The sequence below is a fragment of the Variovorax sp. PEI5 genome (assembly GCF_056679935.1).
In genome coordinates this window covers 619522-637606 of sequence record NZ_CM155257.1, presented here as the reverse complement: position 1 = coordinate 637606, position 18085 = coordinate 619522, and the positions used below count along the sequence as shown (strand labels likewise).

Sequence of the window (18085 nt, the reverse complement as noted above, 5' to 3'; positions counted from 1 at the left end):
ACTCCGAATCGGCCCGGCCGCGCCCGCGCCGATGGCGCGCGACCGACAAAGCGGAGCGTTCCGAGGCGGGGCGGCCCTAGTGTCCCGGAGTCCCGTCCCGCCCCGTCCTTCCCGAGGAGTTACGAATGCCAAGTCCCGCATCGCTCGACTATCTCAAGAGCTTCCACCACCAATACGAACCGGCCGAGCACCAGCGCTTCGGCCACGTCACGACGATCTCCCACGAAGGCAACATGATCGTCTTCGTCATGGAGGGCACGCGCATCAGGTACGCGGTGCTCGGCGCGACCGACCAGACGCCCGACGACGCCGACGCCTGGCCGGACGACCTGCGCACGCTGGACTTCCCGCGCGAGCTGCAGATGGCGGGCCAGGAAGCCATCGGCAATCTCGTCATGCCGCTGACGCTGGTCGACGCCGATGCCGTGACCGGCGTCGACACGATCGAGGAGGTGCCGCCGGGCGAGCTGACGCCGGAGAAGGCGAAGAAGCTGGATGCCTTCCTGTCGACGACGGCGCGCCTGGGGGGCGACTTCGACTTCCACGTGGTCTCGACGGACATGCACGTCTATGTCTTCCGCCAGTCGGTCGCCGGCACCGATCCCGGCAACATCGTCGGCCAGTCCGCAACGGTTGCCAACGCCAGCCACCTGACGACCGGCATGACCATCGCCGGCGGCGCGCGCGGTGGCCCCCGGCAGGGCCTGCTGCACCACACCCTGCTGGTCGACCGCTTCACGCTGGTGGCGAGCGGCCAGTCGATGACGCTCCAGCCGATGCGCGAGTCGCGCTACCAGCGCAGCCGGAACAAGTCCCTGCCGGCCGGACGCACCGACACCCTCGACCAGAAGGACATGGACGGCAAGTCCTTCTTCGAGCCGACCATCGCCCTGACCCTGATGCCGCCGGTCGGGCCGGGCGGCTTCTGCGTCGCGACGATCCCGTCGGAGAACGGCAACGGACGCTGGCAGTTCTTCATCCACAACGCCGATGCCTGGGAGGTCGAGGGCTTCAGCGTGGCGCGCGACGACAAGGGCGGCTTCGACTTCCAGGGCGAGCGCTTCTACACCAGCCCGGACCCGACCTACCGCGATTCGGTGCTGGAGCGCCGTCCGGGGCAATGTCCGTTCACCCGGCTGGACCTGGTGCCACTGGTCCAGGGCGCGCTGGGCGAGCCGCGCTGGGTCCTGCGCACGCCGCGCACCGAGCGCTTCTTCAAGGAGCAGCCGCACGACCAGCTGACCCTGGCCCTGCCCGACGTCGATGCCGAGGGCACCAGCGGCATGTGCATCGAATGCTGGATCAAGCCCGAATCCGAGCTGACCCTGAACTCCGCCGGCGACAACGCCGGCGGCAACCGCAAGACGCTGCCCGCGGGCGTCTGGAGCCACCTCCAGGCCAACTGCCTGCTGCGGCGCGCCGGCGCCGGGTGGGTGCTTGAGATCCGCATCGATGTCGACGAGAGCGATCGCGATCCGGTCTTCCTGCGCCACATCATCGACGAGCCACCCCGGCCGATCGACCTGCTCGCGAGGGTGCTCGCCCTGCTGACGGCGGACCACCGCCTGGCCGAGCTGCGCGTCTTCAACCTGCCGCGCGCCGCCTCGCGGGCCCGCCACGACCGCCATCACCGCATGAGCGGCAGCGAGCCCTACCTGATCGCCTACTACCCGCTCGCGGGCGGCTCCGACCTGGTGCTGCACAACCACGCGGCCAATCTCAGGGCCGCGGGCTGGTCGTTCGGCAGCTACCCGGACGCCAGGCCGGGGATGGCCAACCCGGAGGCGAGCTGGGTGCTCGACAGCCCGCCCGTGCAGGACGCCCCCGGCGTCGACCGCCGCTCGCTGGCGAGCCTGGATGCCGCCATGGTCGGCATGTCGTGCCTGCTCTATCACGAGCAGATCGCCGAGAAGCCGGACATGAGCGACCTGGCGCGGGGCGACGTCCGGGTCATGCTCGCCCTGACGGAGGCGCTCGCGCCCGACGCGGCCGACGCGCCCGACACGCCCGGCAACGTCCTGGTGCTCGACTGGAACGTCACGCCCGAGGGCCGGCTGGCGCGCGCCAGGCCGATCGCCGTCTCGGCGCTGAGCCCGCTGCGGCCGGTGGCGCTGCAGGCCACGGGCGACGCGCTGGAGGAGCTCCGCGCGCGCAAGGCCGACCTGGAGGCGAGGATCGAGCGGCTGGTCCAGACCGAAGGCGTCGTCCCGGTGCCATCGACCTCCCTCGACGGCATCGGCGGCGACGGGCCCGCGACCCTGCCCGGCGCCGGTGGCGGCACCCCGGCGCCGGGCGCCGTCGCGGGCGGCGGCGCGCTGCTCGCCCACCTGGCCGAGTTCGCCAACCAGCAACCGACCGGACTGCCCCACGATGCCCTGGCGCTGGACCTGGCGGCGCTGGGCGGCACCATGGGCGGCCGCGAGGCCCGCGCCGTCGCCGACCCGCCGTCGCCGGCGTCATCGGCTGGCAGCGACGCCACGGCGGCGGAGCCGGCCTCGATCCAGGGCCAGCGCGAGCGGCTGGCGTACTACCGGCGCGAACTGGCGGCGGTCGAGCGCTCCCTGCGCGACCTCGCCCGGCTGGAGACGGACGATCTCCACGCCCTCGACCCCGAGTACAGCGGCCCCTACCGAGAGGCCATGCCGGTGGCCGGAACGGACGGCCTGGGCTGCACCCTCTGCGCTGCCCGCCTGGGCTTCGCCGCCGCCCCCCACCGGGCGACCCTGTTCGAGGCCGCCGGCGGCACGGTGCTGCTGTATTTCGCGCAGCGCGTGGGCAGCCAGCACGAGATCGCCTCGGCCACCTACGACGTCAAGGCGGTCCGCCACGTGATCGAGCACGACCTCGAGACAGTCGATGGCCGACGCGGCATGCTCAGCCTGGGATCGCAGCAGTCGGACGAGGCGGCGGCATCGACCACCAGCCGCCTGGAGCTGGTCCCGCACGCCACCCAGCCCGATCAGCCGGAGCTCTCGACCCTCACCCTCACGCTGTCCAACCCGGTCCTGGGCATCGAGGAGACCTGGAGCGGCATCCCCAACAGCGTCGCGATGCTGGCCGGCGTCATCAACGGCCAGTCGCTTCCGGGGGGCTGCTCGAAGGTGGTGAGGCTCGGCGGCGAGATCTTCGTCGACAACCTGGCGTCGTTCCACTCGCGGCTGGTGATCGCGCGGCTGAAGCTCGAGGGCCTGCCCCATGTCGCCCTGCGCGGCATCGCGGCGGGCATCGACCAGCCGGGCGTGGCGCCGGCCTGGTCGTCCGAGCCCGCGGGCTACAGCTTCGCGCCGCTCCAGCGCTTCGTCGCCTCGCTCAAGGACCCCGGCGCGCTGAGGAAGATGCGCGGCGACCGCGCCCTGACGCTGGAGAGCTGGGTGTTCCCGTTCACCAACGCCGACGATGAATGGGACGCCTTCGAGCGCGTCATGTGGTTCAAGGACACCCGGGAAGATGGCAGCACCGGGATCTTCAACTACGGCATCGGGCTGAGTTCGCGCGCCCCGGAGCGGCTCATCCCGAAGGCCGGGGTCGGTTTCGTCGCCTACGCGGCCGGCGCCCTCGCCGGCAAGGCGCTGGCGCTCGGCCACGACGGCGCCCTCTACCTGGTCAAGGACGAGCTGGTGTCGCGCGCCACCATCGAGACCCTCTTCAGGTTCGACGACGCGCTGCAGAACTGGTCGTGGTTCACCCTGCAGGGCTACTTCCGGCTGGAGCTCAAGAACGGCTCGCTGGTCTGCCAGGAGTACACCGGCCCGGCCACGCGCCGCACCGTGATCGGGCCGATCGTCCGGGGCCGGTGGCATCACCTGGCGGTGGTCGTCGACGACGCCACGGCCGACGTCGTGGTCGACGGCATCCACCGGATCCGCCTGACCTCGACGGACTCGTCCTTCGGCATCCTCCACTTCACGACCGGCAGCAACCGGATGAGCCTGGCGGAACTCCGCATCTGGCACGCGAAGCGGTCGATCGCCGACATCCGCGCCTTCATGGACCTGGCGCTCAACGCCGAGTCGCTCGCCTTCGACGAGCTGCGCGTCTACCTGCCCGCCGTCGGGGTCCAGGACGACGGATACGACATCCTGGAGAAGGATGCCCGGATCCCCAACTACATCCACGACAGCGACTACACCATCAAGGCCAACGCGCTGGGCTTCTCGCCGACGCCGTTCCGCACCATCCGCTATGTCTGCGACGACGTGAAGCGGCGCTCCGTCATCGGCCTGCGGCAGCAGTGCTGGTCGCACGTCGCGGTGCGCTATGCGCATGCCTACGGGCTCCAGCTCGATCCGGAGCTGCGCATCGAGGCCGAGAGCGACGAGTCCGTCGTCGCCCGCGACCTGACGATCGAGATGGCGCTGACCTGGAAGGGCCGGACGGCGGTCCTGCTGGACCAGGCCCTGGAGAACAGCGAGGGCGACGCGGACGGCGAGCATGGCAGGGGCGGCCATGCGTTCTGCCTGGGCGTCGACAACGCGGGCCGGCTGCTCTTCACCTACTCGGCGATGGCGGGCTCGTCGCCCACCAATCCGGTGATCACCCCGTGGCGCGGGACCCATGGCTTCGTCTCGACGTCGAAGCTGACGCCGGGCAAGTTCCAGACGCTGGCCGTGCGCCGCTGGACGCGCAAGGTCAGGATCACCGAGTACGAGGATGGCTCGATCTACAACGACAAGAACGACTTCCACGAGAGCCATCGCGACGAGGAGCAGGTCACCGTCGACTTCTTCATCGACGGCGTCGCCTGCGGCTCGTTCCTGGTCAACGAGCCGCTCCACCTCTTCAAGCGCGAGGACGGCCAGGAGATCCCGCTCTATCCGCGCCCGGGCGTGACGGCCGAGGCCCTGGCCAAGGAGGCCAAGGAGGCCGCCTCGCCACCCACGACGATGAACGGGAAGCCGGACCGGCTGCCCTTCTACGCGCCCAAGGTCGATGGCAACGCCCTGCCGATGGTCATGGGGGAGCGCTTCGACGGCATCCTGTACGAGGTCCGCCTCTGGTCCGTGAAATGCGAGATCGGTCCGGTCTGGTCGCCGCCCCGGGCGGCCATGTCCGCCCTGGTCCACTGGTGGCGCTTCGAGGACGGCCGCGGCAGCCGCGTGGGCGACACCCGCGACCCGAAGACGGCCTGGATCATCCGGATGGGCAAGGAGGAGGAAGCGGGCACCTGGCTGCCCAGCGAGGACGTGGAGAGCCACTACTCCTCGCTCAGCCTCAATGGCATGCCCCTGCGCACCCTGGACGATGGCGATGCCGGCCACCTGCCCGTGGACCACGGCTTCTCGCTGGGGCGGAACTTCTCCGGCCTGATCGACGAGGTGCGCATCTGGAACAGCCTGCGCTCGGACGAGGCGATCCGCGACAACCTCTTCGTCAAGCTGCACGACGACCTGGAAGACGTCATCGCGTACTACCCGTTCAACCTCGATCCCGCGGGTGACGTGCACGACGAGGGGCACGCCGGCCTGGACCTGGCGGTGACCGACACGCAGCTCGCCCCGGCGGCGGCGCGCGGCCGCGCCGGCCGGCGCAAGGCCCGCGACGCCTGGACGCCGGACCACCACAGCATCAACGACGGCCCGGCGCGCAGCGAGATCGGCATGGTCAGGACGGTGCTCAATCCATTCCACAACCGGTTCATCCGCACCACGGACAGCGTGGTCTGCGCGCAGGAGTACGCGGACATGCAGATGGACGGCGCCGGCGGCGTGGCTGGCGCCTACAAGCGCGCCTATGCCTTCCTCGACGAGGGCGACCTGCACCTGGTCACGGGCTTCAGGGTCGGCGCGCTGACGAGCGAATGGGTGTCGCAGGTCCAGTACGACCCGCAGCTGGTCGGCTACATCGAGGGCGCGCCGCCGGTGCCGGGCGAGAACCTGACGCTCGGACCGAAGACGCTCAAGATGGACTACAACGCGGTCTCGTCGATCGAGCTGGTGGATGCGATCACCGACAAGTACACCTACTCCCAGAGCCGGGAGATCGCCGAGAAGACCTCGACCGAGGTCGACGCCACCTATGGCAACACCTACGGCATCAAGGATTTCGTCATCGCGCCGTTCGGCGTCGGGCTGACCTTCAAGGCCACGGCCAATTTCAGCGGCGGCTACAAGGGGAAGTACGAGACCTCCAATGGCGTCGTCACCAAGAACGGCATCGTCACGGAGCGGGAGTCGCGCAAGACGACGCGCTTCCAGGTCAACGGCCACTGGCAGTCGGCCTACATCGACAGGAAGCTCATCGAGGACGACACCGCCAGCAACCCCGAGGCCGGCTACAACAAGACCCTGGGCCTGCGCTTCCTGCCGGAGAACAAGGGCCTGGCCCTGGTGAAGTCCAAGACCGCCGATGTCTTCGCGCTGCGCCTGCGCGGCCACCGGGGCATCCTGGCCTATCGCATGCTGCCGAGTCCGGACATCCCGGAGGACTTCAACCTGATGACCTTCGACATCAATCCGAAGTACACCAAGCAGGGCACGCTGGATGGCCGCCTCGGGCTCGACGGCAACGAGGAGGAAGGCTTCCAGGCCTTCTTCGATCCGGACTACCGGGGCTCGGCCGGTCGTGGCGAGTACAGCTACTTCAAGCCGCGCGAGGCCTATCGGCTGAAGTCCCAGATCGACCGCGAGGAAGCCGGGCTGGCGGCCTACTACGGCAACTTCAACGCCAAGTCGACCGGTGGCGCGCCCGGTTATGCCTCCCTGTCCGACGACCTCCCGGCGATCCTGGCCGTCGGCGGGGGAGCGGCCGTCGCCGGGGGGCTGGCGGCGGTCGGCGGCATGGCGTCGGCCGGCGTCGCCTCGGGCGTGGCCGCCTCCGCCGCCGCCATCAAGTCGGCGATCCTGGGAACCACCGTGGCCGCCTCGACCGCGACCCCCAGCATCCTCGCCAGCGTGGCGGCGGGCATGCCCTTCGTCCTGGGTCCCATCCTGTCGGCCACCGGGGTCGGCATGGCCGCGGTGAACATGCACACCATGACGCGATTCAAGAATGCCTTCGAGGCGACGCCCGGGTCGCTCGCCGTCACGCCCTCCAGGCGCAACCTCATGAACACCTATGTCTGGACGGCGTCGGGCGGGCTGTTCGAGCTCAACAGCACGCAGAAGAACACCTTCTCCCAGGTCATGACCGGCAAGTTCACGGTCCAGGACCTGCATGGCATGCAGGCCGAGGGCGGCTTCGGCGCCGATGCCTCCGGCCTCAGCCTGAAGGCGGCGTTCAAGATGGTCGGGATGATGGGCAGCCAGCTGGCGGTGGAGCGCTCCAAGCAGAACGACACCAGCGAGGGCTTCGCCATGAAGGTGACCCTGACCCCACCCAACAACATCCGCCACTACCGCTACCTGACCCAGCAGGAATGGAACTTCGCCTTCAGCGATCCCTATGGCAAGGCCAACCTGCCCGGCAAGGTCGACGCCTACCGGTTCTCGACCTTCTTCCTGGATGGCAAGGAGTCCCACCACGACGACTTCTTCGAGAAGGTGGTGGACCAGAAATGGCTCAGCCAGAGCAGCGACCCCAACGCCGCCGCCCTGCGCCCGCTCAAGGACCGCAGCACCAAGTCCAAGCCCTGGCGCATCCTGCATCGCGTGACGTTCGTCAGCCGCATCCTGCCCTCGGTCACCAAGGCGGACGCCGGCCCGGCGACGACGGTCGAGCAGGCGATGACGGCATCCCAGATCCAGAGCAACTACGAGCTGATCAACCTGCTCGAACCCGTGCTGGGCGGCGCGACCAACACCGTGCGGTCGCTGACGCGACGGCTGCACCAGGAACTGCCGCGCTTCCCGCACCTGCTCCCCTTCGAGCCGGAGATCCGCGAGATGCTGGTGCTCTACTACGGCATCCCCGAGCACACCTGAGGCGTCGCGGCGCGGTCGCGCACGAAACGGACGAAGCGCGCCAGCGCCTGGTTGTCGCGCTCGGCCGGCCAGACCAGGCTGGTCTCGCAGTCGGGCAGCGCGATGGCGCTCGCCGCGCGGCCGTCCTTCGAGCGGGCCGCGCGCCCGCCCGCGAAGGCGGCCGCGCCGCGATAGGCGACGCCCTCGCGCCGGAACCGCGTCACGCTCTCCGGCACCCAGGCCACGCCGATGCCGCCCCACACCAGGTTGACGATGGTCTGCATCTGGATCGCCTCCTGCGCGACGCGGGGCACGCGGCCGGCGGCGTGGTAGAGCCCGTGGATCGCGTCGTGCAGCGACGGCAGGATGCGGCGCGGGAAGATCACCAGCGGCTCGGCCAGCACGTCCGCGAGCGCCGGGCGGATGGCGCCGGCCAGCGGGTGGGCCTCGGGCAGCGCCAGCACCAGCGGCTCGGCCGCCACGGCGAGGCGGTCGAGCCCGGGCGGCGCGAAGCCGGGCGAATGCAGCATCAGCCCGGCGTCGATCTCGCCGCGCGCCAGGGCCTCGAGCTGCACGTCGCCGGTCGCCTCGACCAGTTCCAGCGCGACCTGCGGACACAGCGCGCGGAAGTCGCGCACCCACAGCGGCAGCTGCTCGAAGCCGATGGTGGAGACGAAGGCCAGGCGCACGCGGCCGACCTCCCCGGCCGCCGCCGCGCGCGCCCGCGCCGGCAGCGCCTGGGCGCGCGCGAGCAGGTCGCGCACGTCCGGCAGCAGCGCCTCGCCGGCCGCCGTCAATGCCACCCGACGCTGCGTGCGGTCGAACAGCCGCACCTCCAGCATCCGCTCCAGCTGGGCGATGGCCTGCGTCACGGGTGGCTGGGTCAGGTGCAGCCGCCGGGCCGCGCGGCCGAAGTGCAGTTCCTCGGCGACGGCGACGAACTGGCGCCAGGCCCGCAGGTCGACAGGAAGGTCTTTCATACACCCAGCATATCAATCGGCCACTGAAAACGGATTGGAGCGAATCAGTGCGAAGGCGGATACTGGCGACCCCCCGATTTCCGAGCAGACCCCCGCCATGGACACCAAGACCCTCCAGATCAACCGCCGCAGCGCCAACATCGTCGAAGGCAAGTCGCGCGCCCCCAACCGCTCGATGTACTACGCGATGGGCTACGAGGAAGGCGACTTCAAGAAGCCGATGGTCGGCGTGGCCAACGGCCACAGCACCATCACGCCCTGCAACTCCGGCCTGCAGAAGCTGGCCGACGCGGCCATCGCCGGCATCGAGGAGGCCGGCGGCAACGCGCAGGTCTTCGGCACGCCCACGATCTCCGACGGCATGGCCATGGGCACCGAGGGCATGAAGTACTCGCTGGTCAGCCGCGAGGTGATCTCCGACTGCATCGAGACCTGCGTCGGCGGCCAGTGGATGGACGGCGTGCTGGTGGTCGGTGGCTGCGACAAGAACATGCCCGGCGGCCTGATGGGCATGCTGCGTGCCAACGTGCCGGCGATCTATGTCTATGGCGGCACCATCCTGCCGGGCCGCTACCAGGGCCGCGACCTGAACATCGTCAGCGTGTTCGAGGCCGTGGGCCAGAACGCCGCCGGCCACATGAGCGACGAGGACCTGCTGGAGATCGAGAAGCGCGCCATCCCCGGCACCGGCTCGTGCGGCGGCATGTACACCGCCAACACCATGAGCTCGGCCTTCGAGGCGCTGGGCATCTCCCTGCCCTACTCCTCGACCATGGCCAACCCGCACGACGAGAAGGCCAACTCGGCCAGGGAATCGGCCAAGGTGCTGATCGAGGCCATCAAGCGGGACCTGAAGCCGCGCGACATCGTGACGCGCAAGTCGATCGAGAACGCCGTCGCCGTCATCATGGCCACCGGCGGTTCGACCAACGCGGTGCTTCACTTCCTGGCCATCGCCCACGCCGCCGAGGTCGAATGGACCATCGACGACTTCGAGCGCATGCGCAAGAAGGTGCCGGTGCTGTGCGACCTCAAGCCCTCGGGCAAGTACCTGGCGGTCGACCTGCACCAGGCCGGCGGCATCCCGCAGGTCATGAAGGTGCTGCTCAACGCCGGCCTGCTGCACGGCGACTGCATCACCATCAGCGGCCAGACCATCGCCGAGGTGCTGGCCGACGTGCCCGACGTGCCGCGCGCCGACCAGGACGTGATCCGCCCGATCGGCGAGCCGATGTACGCAGAGGGCCACCTCGCCATCCTCAAGGGCAACCTCTCGCCCGAGGGCGCGGTCGCCAAGATCACGGGCCTGAAGAACCCCGTCATCACCGGACCGGCGCGGGTCTTCGACGACGAGCAGTCGGCGCTGGCGGCCATCCTGGCCGGCAAGATCGTCGCCGGCGACGTCATGGTGCTGCGCTACCTCGGCCCCAAGGGCGGCCCGGGCATGCCCGAGATGCTGGCCCCCACCGGCGCGCTGATCGGCGCCGGCCTGGGCGAGAGCGTCGGCCTGATCACCGATGGCCGCTTCTCCGGCGGCACCTGGGGCATGGTGGTGGGCCACGTGGCGCCGGAAGCGGCGGCCGGCGGCACCATCGCCTTCGTCAACGAGGGCGACTCGATCACCATCGACGCCCACGAACTCAAGCTGCAGCTCAACGTCGACGAGGCCGAGATCGCCAAGCGGCGTGAAGGCTGGACGGCGCCGGCACCACGCTACACGCGTGGCGTGCAGGCGAAGTTCGCCTTCAACGCGTCGAGCGCCAGCTCGGGCGCGGTGCTGGACAACTACTGAGGAGCGGGCAAGCGGGCGGGCGGGGCCGGCGCGGCGCCGACTCCGCCGTCGGCTGCGCGCTCGATGCCGCTACTTGCGCCGCGCGCGGTCCTTGCGGCCGTTGCGGCCATCGCGCGGATCGAACAGGCCGAGATCGGCGCGCTGCCGGTCGATGCGCGCCTGCTTGCGCACGGCCTCGCGCTCGATGACGCGGCGCTTGGTGTAGCCCGAGGCATCGGCATAGGCCCACCACAGCGCGGCGAGGCCGAACGGGATCAGCAGGATCCACCAGGAGAGACCGGCCACCGGGCCGACCTCCAGAAACTTCAGCACGAGGCCGAGCAGACCCAGGGCCAGGAACCACATAGACATTTCTCCAGACGATCCGCCGGATCGTCGCACACGAGCCCCATGCCGGCCGGGGGCCGGGAAGAAGCCGAGCGCGATTGGCGGCTCGGCCGACGGGCCGGGCTCCCTACAATGGCCGCGGCTGCGGTCATCGGGCGTCCGAGCCGCGTCCACCCGCCACGATCACCGACCACCTGAGCCGACCCCATGAAAAAAGCGTTCGTCCTCGCCGCCGGCCTGTGCGGCATCCTGGCACCCGCCTGGGCTGACCTGGCCCTGGCGCGGTCGAAGAACTGCATGAGCTGCCACGCCGTCGAGCGCAAGGTGCTCGGCCCGGCCTTCAAGGACGTCGCCGCGCGCTACAAGGGCCAGGCCGGCGCGGCGGACATGCTGGCCGCCAAGATCCGCAAGGGTGGCGCCGGCGTCTGGGGGCCGGTGCCGATGCCGGCCAACAACCAGGTCAGCGAGGCCGAAGCCAAGGCGCTGGCGACCTGGGTGCTGGCGACGCCCCACTGACGCGGCGACGCCTCAGAAGCGCGACGGGAACCCGGGCGCCGACGCCACGTCCATGCCGGCCGATGCCGCCGGGCGGCGTTCGAGCCGGTCCTCCAGCTGGCCGATGTGCGCGGCGAGCGAATTCTCGGTCTGCTCGGCGCGCTGGCGCGTCGCGGTCTCGAACTGCGCCACGCGGGCCAGCACGGCTTCGTGGCGCTGCGTCTCCTGGGCCGCGCGCGCGGTCGCCTGGGTCTCCAGGAAGGCGCGCAGTTCGGTGAAGCGCGAGGCCTCGGCCTTGTCGGCCAGGTCGCGCTGGGTCTGCATCTCGCGGTTGTGACGCCGCGTCTCCAGCAGCACCGAACTCTGCAGGTACACCACGTAGGCGATCAGCAGCACGCCCAGCAGCACCGTCAGGCCCAGCATGATGAGCCCGAAGGGCGCGTTCGTCTGCATGAAGCCCAGCGACATCAAGGTCGGTGCCACCAGCAGACCCCAGTTCAGCGCGGCCAGCGCCGCGATCAACAGCACCACCACCAGCAGTGCGCCCGTAATCAGACCCATGTGAACCTCCTCTTGTCGTTGCGATGCCAGGGTTGTAGTCGCACGGCCACGGGACGCCTGTCGGACAGGCCCGCCTCAGCCTGAGACAAGCCGCCGCGTCGATGCACCGTGGAGCCTCGCAATGCATATATGATCCATGCATGTTTCATATATTCCTACCGTGATGGGCATCGTCAAGATCTCCGACCTCATGCATGTCAACCTGCGGCTGGCCGGCAATGCCCTGAGCCGCTCGATCAATGCCCAGGCCGAGCACTGGATGCGCGTGGGCATGCTGTCCGAACTGCATCCGGACCTCGACCACCGCGACATCTGCCGCCTGCTGATCCAGGCCGAGCAGGCCGGCGGCTTCGACCTCGAGTCGCTCGTCGCCGAGGCGCCGGCGGCGCTCGCGCCGGCCACGGCCACCCCGCCATCGCGGGCGCGCCAATGAGCACCGACATCCCGCTGCGCGGCCCGGCGGAGATCGCTTGCTCGCGCATCGCCGGCCAGCTCGCCGCCGAGGTGCTGCGCATCGTCGCGCCCCACGTGCGACCCGGCGTCAGCACCGACGAGCTCGACCGCATCTGCCACCGCCACATCGTCGAGGTGCAGGGCGCGACGCCCGCCAACCTCGGCTACCTGGACTACCCGCGCACGGTGCGGACCTCGGTCAACCAGGTGGTCTGCCATGGCATCCCCTCGGCCGACAAGGTGCTGAAGAAGGGCGACATCGTCAACATCGATGTCGCCGTCGTCAAGGACGGCTGGTTCGGCGACACCAGCCGGATGTATTTCGTCGGCGAGCCCGGAGTCCTGGCGCGCCGGCTGGTGGCCGCGACGCACGAAGCGATGTGGGCCGGCATCCGTCGGGTGCGGCCGGGCGCGACGCTCGGCGACGTCGGCCACGCCATCCAGGCGGTCGCGCGGCGCGAGCGCTTCTCGGTGGTGCGGGATTTCTGCGGCCACGGCATCGGCCAGGTCTATCACGGCGATCCGCAGGTGCTGCACTTCGGCTCGCCCGGCACCGGCCTGCGCCTGGAGCCGGGCATGATCTTCACGATCGAGCCGATGCTCAACGCCGGCCGGGCCGAGACCCGCACGCTGGCCGATGGCTGGACGGTGGTGACGCGGGACCGGTCGCTGTCGGCGCAGTGGGAGCACATGGTGGCCGTCACCCCGGAAGGCTTCGAGGTGCTCACGGAATGGCCCGACGCCGCCGACGATCCACCGGCCGGCTGAGACCGGGCCCGGCGCGACTTCGCACCGATGACCGTGGGGGCATGTCATGAGGACGCCGGCCGGCCGCCCCTAGAATGCCGCGCCGCTGGCCGGGTCTCCATCGCCGCGCCGCGCCGCCTCGATGGCCGACCCCACCCGCCGCCATTGCGGCCCCCCTCCTTCCCCCTCACACATCATGGCTCGCCCCGATCCCTCCGACTTCCGCGGCTCCGCCGCTGCCCCCGCTTCCCTCGATCCGGCCGCCGACGCGCCGCCCCGGCTCGCCGCCGCCTCGCCCATGCGGCCGCTGCCCCGGCTGATCTTCGCCAGCCGCTGGCTGCAGCTGCCGCTGTACCTGGGGCTGATCGTGGCCCAGGGCGTGTACGTGGTGCACTTCCTGGTCGAGTTGCTGCACCTGGTGGAAGCCGCCTTCGGCAGCGAGACCGCGCTCAAGGCACTGATCACCAGCATCGGCTACAAGACCGCCGCCACCGCGCCCATCACCTCGCTCAACGAGACGGTGATCATGCTGGTGGTGCTGGCGCTGATTGACGTCGTGATGATCTCCAACCTGCTCATCATGGTGATCGTCGGCGGCTACGAGACCTTCGTCAGCCGCATGGACCTCAGCGGCCACCGCGACCAGCCCGAGTGGCTGAGCCACGTCAACGCCTCCGTGCTCAAGGTGAAACTGGCGACCGCCATCATCGGCATCAGCTCGATCCACCTGCTCAAGACCTTCATCAACGCCGACAACTACACCGACCGCGTGCTGATCGCGCAGACGGTGATCCACATCACCTTCCTGCTGTCGGCCATGGCGATCGCCGGCACGGACCGGCTGATGTCGCGCGCGGCCGGCGAGCACTGAAGGCGCGCGCGCCGCGCGTCCCATCTTTCCGCCGCATCGGCCGGCACAGCTTCGCTGCCGGGCAGCCTCGTGGATGGCCACGTGACGACGATTTCGATTTCGATCACGATCGTCGCCCGGGCTCGCGGCGCTCGGACAATGGAGCGATGCCCCGCCTGACGCTCCAGAGAAAAGTCTTCTTCGCGCTCGCCGTCCTGCTGGTGGCCCTGCTGCTGATCTTCGCCGGCTTCACGCGCTTCGGGCTGCAACGCGGTCTGGGCCCGTATGTGGCCGAGATCGAGCTGTCGCGCATGCAGTGGGTCGGCGAACGCGCCGAGCGCAGCCATGCGCTGCATGGCAACTGGGAGGCCCTGCGCGACGGCGGCAGCGGCAACGCCTGGCAGCAATTGCTGCGCGATGCCTCGCAGTCGCCGCCGCGCACCCGGCCACTGATCCGCGGCGGCGGCGGCGAAGGCGCGGGCGGCGGCATGGGTTGGGGCTGGCCCGGCCCGCCACCCGCAGGCTTCCGGTTCGATCGCGACGCGCGGATGCCATCGTCGTCAGCCAATGCCAATGCCGATGGCAACGGCATGGCATCACCGGACGCGGCCTCCGGCCCCCCGCGCTTGGGCGGTCCGCCGCCGCTGCCGTTCGAGTTCGACGCCCGCCCGGGACCCGATTCGATCTATGCGCGCCTGGGCGTCACCGACGCGGCGGGCCGGCGCGTGGCCGGTGCCGTCGTCGATGCCGCCAGCGCCGTGCGCCGGCCGCTGCGCCAGGCCGGCCACACGATCGGCTTCCTGGTGCTGGCACCCCTGGAGGACCTGGGCAGCGACGCCGACCGGGCATTCGTCGCCCAGCAGTCGCGCTTCATGGTCTGGACCGGGCTGGCCGGACTGGTCCTGGCGCTGGCGCTGTCGTGGTTCCTGGCGCGCCACTGGTTCGCGCCGATCGGCGAACTGATGGATGGCGCGCGCGGCATCGCGCAGGGCCGCCTCGGCACCCGCGTGCGGGCCCGGGGCCACGACGAACTGGCGACGCTGGCGCGGACCTTCAACCACATGGCCACGCGGCTCGACCGCGTCGAGTCGTCGCGCCGCGCCTGGCTGGCCGACGTGGCGCACGAGCTGCGCACCCCGCTGGCGGCGATGCGCGCCGAGATCGAAGCCCTGCAGGACGGGGTGCGCACCTTCGACGACCGCACCGCCCTGCGCCTGCACCGGCAGGTGATGCGCCTGGGCCAGCTGGTGGACGACCTGCGCCTGAGCATGAGCGACACCGCCGTGCCGCTGGAGGCGGCCGAGACGGTGCGGCCGCTGGCGCTGATCGACGAGGCCGTGGCCTCGATGCGCGAGCGTTTCACGCAGGCGGGCATCGCGCTGGAGACCACCTGGACCGCCTCCGTGGCCGGCCGGTCCGGCGCGGCGCCCGAGGTCGTGGGCGATGCCCGGCGCCTGCACCAGGTGTTCATGAACCTGCTCGAGAACAGCCTGCGCTACACCGATGCCGGCGGCCGGCTGCGCGTGAGCCGGGCCCCGCCCGAGGCGACGCCGCCGGGCGAGCTGCTGCTGTGGTTCGACGACAGCGCGCCCGGCGTCGACGAGGCCGAGCGGCCGCTGATCTTCGAGCGCCTATATCGCTGCGAGGGCTCGCGCGACCGCATGCTCGGCGGCTCGGGCCTGGGCCTGGCCATCTGCCGCAGCGTCGTGCTGGCCCACGGCGGCCGCATCGAAGCCGACCACTCACCGCTGGGCGGATTGCGCATCGCCCTCACCCTCCCCCTGACGGAAGACCTCCCATGAGCCACATCCTCCTGGTCGAAGACGAGCAGGACATCGCCAGCGTGCTGCGCGACTACCTCCACCACGCCGGCCACGAGGTCGAGCACATCGACCACGGCACCACGGCGCTGGCCCGGGCCCTGGCCCGACCGCCGGACCTGATGCTGCTCGACGTCATGCTGCCCGGCACCGGCGGCATCGAGATCCTGCGCGCCATCCGCGCGCGCTCGGCGCTGCCGGTGATCATGCTCACCGCGCGGGTCGAGGAGGTCGACCGCCTGATCGGCCTGGAGCTGGGCGCGGACGACTACATCTGCAAGCCGTTCTCGCCCCGCGAGGTGGTGGCGCGGGTGAAGAGCGTGCTGCGCCGCAGCGGCGGCGCCGGTGGCAACGGCAACGACGGCCGCAGCGCGGCGACGGTGGCGGCCGGCGGCTCGCTGCTGCTGGACGATGGCCAGTGGCGTGTGACGCTGCAGGGCGCCTCGCTCGCGCTGACGCGGCGCGAGTTCCGCCTGCTCGAGGTGCTGGCGCGGCAGCCGGGCCGCATCTTCTCGCGCACCCAGCTGCTCGAACTGGCCTACGACGACGCGCTCGACGTCAACGAGCGCGCCATCGACAGCCACGTGAAGAACCTGCGCCGCAAGCTCGCCGCCGCCGCGCCGGGCCACGACTGGATCCGTTCGGTCTATGGCATCGGCTTCGCGTTCGAGGACGTCGACGCGCGGGCCTGAGATCCGGCGGCGGGTCGCCCGACCCGCGTCGGCGGCCTCAGCGCCCGGTCATGTTGCCCGGCACCACCCACTGGTCGAACTGCTCGCCGGTGAGATGGCCCGAGGCCACGGCCGCCTCGCGCAGGCTGCTGCCCTCCTTGTGCGCCTTCTTGGCGATGTAGGCCGCCTTGTCGTAGCCGATGTGCGTGTTGAGCGCGGTCACCAGCATGAGCGAGCTGTCGACCAGCTCGGTGATGCGTTCGCGATTGGGCTCGATGCCGACCGCGCAGTGGTCGTTGAAGCTGCGCATGCCGTCGGCCAGCAGCCGCACACTCTGCAGGAAGTTGTGCGCCACCATCGGGCGGAACACGTTGAGCTCGAAGTTGCCCGAGGCGCCGCCGAAGTTGATGGCGACGTCGTTGCCGAAGACCTGGGCGGCCAGCATCGTGACGGCCTCGCTCTGAGTCGGATTGACCTTGCCCGGCATGATCGACGAGCCCGGCTCGTTCTCGGGGATGCTGAGCTCGCCGATGCCGCTGCGCGGGCCGCTGGCCAGCCAGCGCACGTCGTTGGCGATCTTCATCAGGCTGGCGGCCAGGGTCTTGAGCGCGCCGTGCGCGTGCACCAGCGCGTCGACCGAGGCCATGGCCTCGAACTTGTTGGGCGCGGTGACGAACGGCAGGCCGGTCAGGTCGGCGAGTTCGGCCGCGACCTGCTCGGCATAGCCCTTGGGCGCGTTCAGGCCGGTGCCCACGGCCGTGCCGCCCAGTGCCAGCTCGCCCAGGTGCGGCAGCGCGGCGCGCACGTGCGCCTCGCCATGCGCGAGCTGCGCCACGTAGCCGGAGAACTCCTGCCCCAGCGTCAGCGGGGTGGCGTCCTGCAGGTGGGTGCGGCCGATCTTCACGATGTCCATGAAGTCGGCGGACTTCTTCTCCAGCGTGCCGCGCAGCAGCGCCAGCGCCGGCAGCAGGCGGTGCGTCAGGGCCTCGACGGCGGCCACGTGCATGGCGGTGGGAAACACGTCGTTGCTCGACTGGCTGCGGTTGACGTCGTCGTTGGGGTGCACCAGGCGGCCCTCGCCGCGCTCGCCGCCGAGCAGTTCGCTGGCGCGGTTGGCCAGCACCTCGTTGACGTTCATGTTGGTCTGCGTGCCCGAGCCGGTCTGCCACACCACCAGCGGGAACTCGTCGGCGTGGCCGCCGGCGATGACCTCGTCGGCCGCCGCGACGATGGCCTTGGTCTTCTTCTCGTCCTGCAGGCCCAGCGCCTGGTTGACCACGGCCGAGGCGCGCTTGACCTGCGCCAGCGCCTTGATGATCTCGCGCGGCTGCTGCTCGCCGGAGATGTCGAAGTTCTGCAGCGAGCGCTGCGTCTGCGCCCCCCACAGCTTGTCCGCCGGGACCTCGATGGGACCGAAGGTATCGCGTTCGATCCGGATGTTGCTGCTTTGTGTCATGTGAAAAAGGCTCCGCTGTCAAAATGGAGGGCGTGCCGGCATGCAATCCGGGCACCGAAGAGCCTGACAGCATAGCCAGGACAAGAACGACTCGC

12 protein-coding genes are annotated in these 18085 nt (G+C 70.4%); 8 read left to right on the top strand and 4 right to left on the bottom strand.

The window, feature by feature from the left end; translation table 11 throughout:
- Positions 1 to 125 precede the first annotated feature (125 nt).
- Positions 126 to 7859 carry a hypothetical protein gene (locus AC1MLT_RS02920; RefSeq protein WP_481033781.1) on the top strand — a complete coding sequence of 2578 codons (7734 nt, stop codon included), beginning with the start codon at positions 126 to 128 and terminating at the stop codon, positions 7857 to 7859.
- On the opposite strand, the gene AC1MLT_RS02915 is transcribed toward AC1MLT_RS02920, so the two are convergent.
- Positions 7835 to 8818: a LysR family transcriptional regulator gene (locus tag AC1MLT_RS02915; protein WP_481033780.1), complete on the bottom strand. Its 984-nt coding sequence runs from the start codon at positions 8816 to 8818 to the stop codon at positions 7835 to 7837. The two genes, AC1MLT_RS02920 and AC1MLT_RS02915, sit on opposite strands and share 25 nt — an antisense overlap.
- Positions 8819 to 8915: 97 nt before the next feature.
- Here AC1MLT_RS02915 and ilvD point away from each other — a divergent pair, with 97 nt between their 5' ends.
- Entirely contained in the window at positions 8916 to 10610 is a 1695-nt protein-coding gene (ilvD, locus tag AC1MLT_RS02910; RefSeq protein WP_481033779.1) for a dihydroxy-acid dehydratase, read from the top strand.
- 69 nt (positions 10611 to 10679) lie between these two features.
- Here ilvD and AC1MLT_RS02905 read toward each other — a convergent pair whose 3' ends face one another.
- The gene (locus tag AC1MLT_RS02905; protein ID WP_481034885.1) at positions 10680 to 10955 is read right to left on the bottom strand and encodes a TIGR04438 family Trp-rich protein; all 276 of its coding nucleotides are present in this window, start codon (positions 10953 to 10955) and stop codon (positions 10680 to 10682) included.
- Positions 10956 to 11144: 189 nt separating this feature from the next.
- On the opposite strand from AC1MLT_RS02905, the gene AC1MLT_RS02900 reads away from it, so the two are divergent.
- Entirely contained in the window at positions 11145 to 11453 is a 309-nt protein-coding gene (locus AC1MLT_RS02900; protein WP_481033778.1) for a c-type cytochrome, read from the top strand.
- Positions 11454 to 11465: 12 nt separating this feature from the next.
- On the opposite strand, the gene AC1MLT_RS02895 is transcribed toward AC1MLT_RS02900, so the two are convergent.
- Positions 11466 to 11993 carry a LapA family protein gene (locus tag AC1MLT_RS02895; RefSeq protein WP_481033777.1) on the bottom strand — a complete coding sequence of 176 codons (528 nt, stop codon included), beginning with the start codon at positions 11991 to 11993 and terminating at the stop codon, positions 11466 to 11468.
- A 163-nt stretch (positions 11994 to 12156) separates the two neighbouring features.
- Between AC1MLT_RS02895 and AC1MLT_RS02890 the strand changes: the two genes are divergently transcribed.
- The 5 genes from AC1MLT_RS02890 (at position 12157) to AC1MLT_RS02870 (ending at position 16555) form a co-directional block, all read left to right on the top strand.
- On the top strand, positions 12157 to 12426 hold the full coding sequence (locus AC1MLT_RS02890; protein ID WP_481034883.1) for a ParD-like family protein: 270 nt from the start codon (positions 12157 to 12159) through the stop codon (positions 12424 to 12426).
- The gene (gene map, locus AC1MLT_RS02885) at positions 12423 to 13214 is read left to right on the top strand and encodes a type I methionyl aminopeptidase (protein ID WP_481033776.1); all 792 of its coding nucleotides are present in this window, start codon (positions 12423 to 12425) and stop codon (positions 13212 to 13214) included. The genes AC1MLT_RS02890 and map overlap by 4 nt, the downstream gene beginning before the upstream one ends.
- A 175-nt stretch (positions 13215 to 13389) precedes the next feature.
- Complete coding sequence (locus tag AC1MLT_RS02880; protein ID WP_481033775.1) at positions 13390 to 14064, top strand: YqhA family protein; 675 nt, start codon at positions 13390 to 13392, stop codon at positions 14062 to 14064.
- Between the two features lie 146 nt (positions 14065 to 14210).
- Complete coding sequence (locus tag AC1MLT_RS02875; protein WP_481033774.1) at positions 14211 to 15845, top strand: ATP-binding protein; 1635 nt, start codon at positions 14211 to 14213, stop codon at positions 15843 to 15845.
- Positions 15842 to 16555, top strand: coding sequence for a response regulator (locus AC1MLT_RS02870; protein WP_481033773.1), 714 nt, complete (start codon positions 15842 to 15844; stop codon positions 16553 to 16555). The genes AC1MLT_RS02875 and AC1MLT_RS02870 overlap by 4 nt, the downstream gene beginning before the upstream one ends.
- A 37-nt stretch (positions 16556 to 16592) precedes the next feature.
- Here AC1MLT_RS02870 and fumC read toward each other — a convergent pair whose 3' ends face one another.
- Positions 16593 to 17990 (bottom strand): class II fumarate hydratase, encoded by a 1398-nt coding sequence (fumC, locus tag AC1MLT_RS02865; protein ID WP_481033772.1) that lies wholly within the window; start codon positions 17988 to 17990, stop codon positions 16593 to 16595.
- Between the last annotated feature and the right edge of the window lie 95 nt (positions 17991 to 18085).

Coding starts and splice junctions, on each gene's coding strand:
- AC1MLT_RS02920 (WP_481033781.1), top strand. CDS start 126: ATGCCAAGTCCCGCATCGCTCGACTATCTCAAGAGCTTCCACCACCAA.
- AC1MLT_RS02915 (WP_481033780.1), bottom strand. CDS start 8,818: ATGAAAGACCTTCCTGTCGACCTGCGGGCCTGGCGCCAGTTCGTCGCC.
- ilvD (WP_481033779.1), top strand. CDS start 8,916: ATGGACACCAAGACCCTCCAGATCAACCGCCGCAGCGCCAACATCGTC.
- AC1MLT_RS02905 (WP_481034885.1), bottom strand. CDS start 10,955: ATGTGGTTCCTGGCCCTGGGTCTGCTCGGCCTCGTGCTGAAGTTTCTG.
- AC1MLT_RS02900 (WP_481033778.1), top strand. CDS start 11,145: ATGAAAAAAGCGTTCGTCCTCGCCGCCGGCCTGTGCGGCATCCTGGCA.
- AC1MLT_RS02895 (WP_481033777.1), bottom strand. CDS start 11,993: ATGGGTCTGATTACGGGCGCACTGCTGGTGGTGGTGCTGTTGATCGCG.
- AC1MLT_RS02890 (WP_481034883.1), top strand. CDS start 12,157: ATGGGCATCGTCAAGATCTCCGACCTCATGCATGTCAACCTGCGGCTG.
- map (WP_481033776.1), top strand. CDS start 12,423: ATGAGCACCGACATCCCGCTGCGCGGCCCGGCGGAGATCGCTTGCTCG.
- AC1MLT_RS02880 (WP_481033775.1), top strand. CDS start 13,390: ATGGCTCGCCCCGATCCCTCCGACTTCCGCGGCTCCGCCGCTGCCCCC.
- AC1MLT_RS02875 (WP_481033774.1), top strand. CDS start 14,211: ATGCCCCGCCTGACGCTCCAGAGAAAAGTCTTCTTCGCGCTCGCCGTC.
- AC1MLT_RS02870 (WP_481033773.1), top strand. CDS start 15,842: ATGAGCCACATCCTCCTGGTCGAAGACGAGCAGGACATCGCCAGCGTG.
- fumC (WP_481033772.1), bottom strand. CDS start 17,990: ATGACACAAAGCAGCAACATCCGGATCGAACGCGATACCTTCGGTCCC.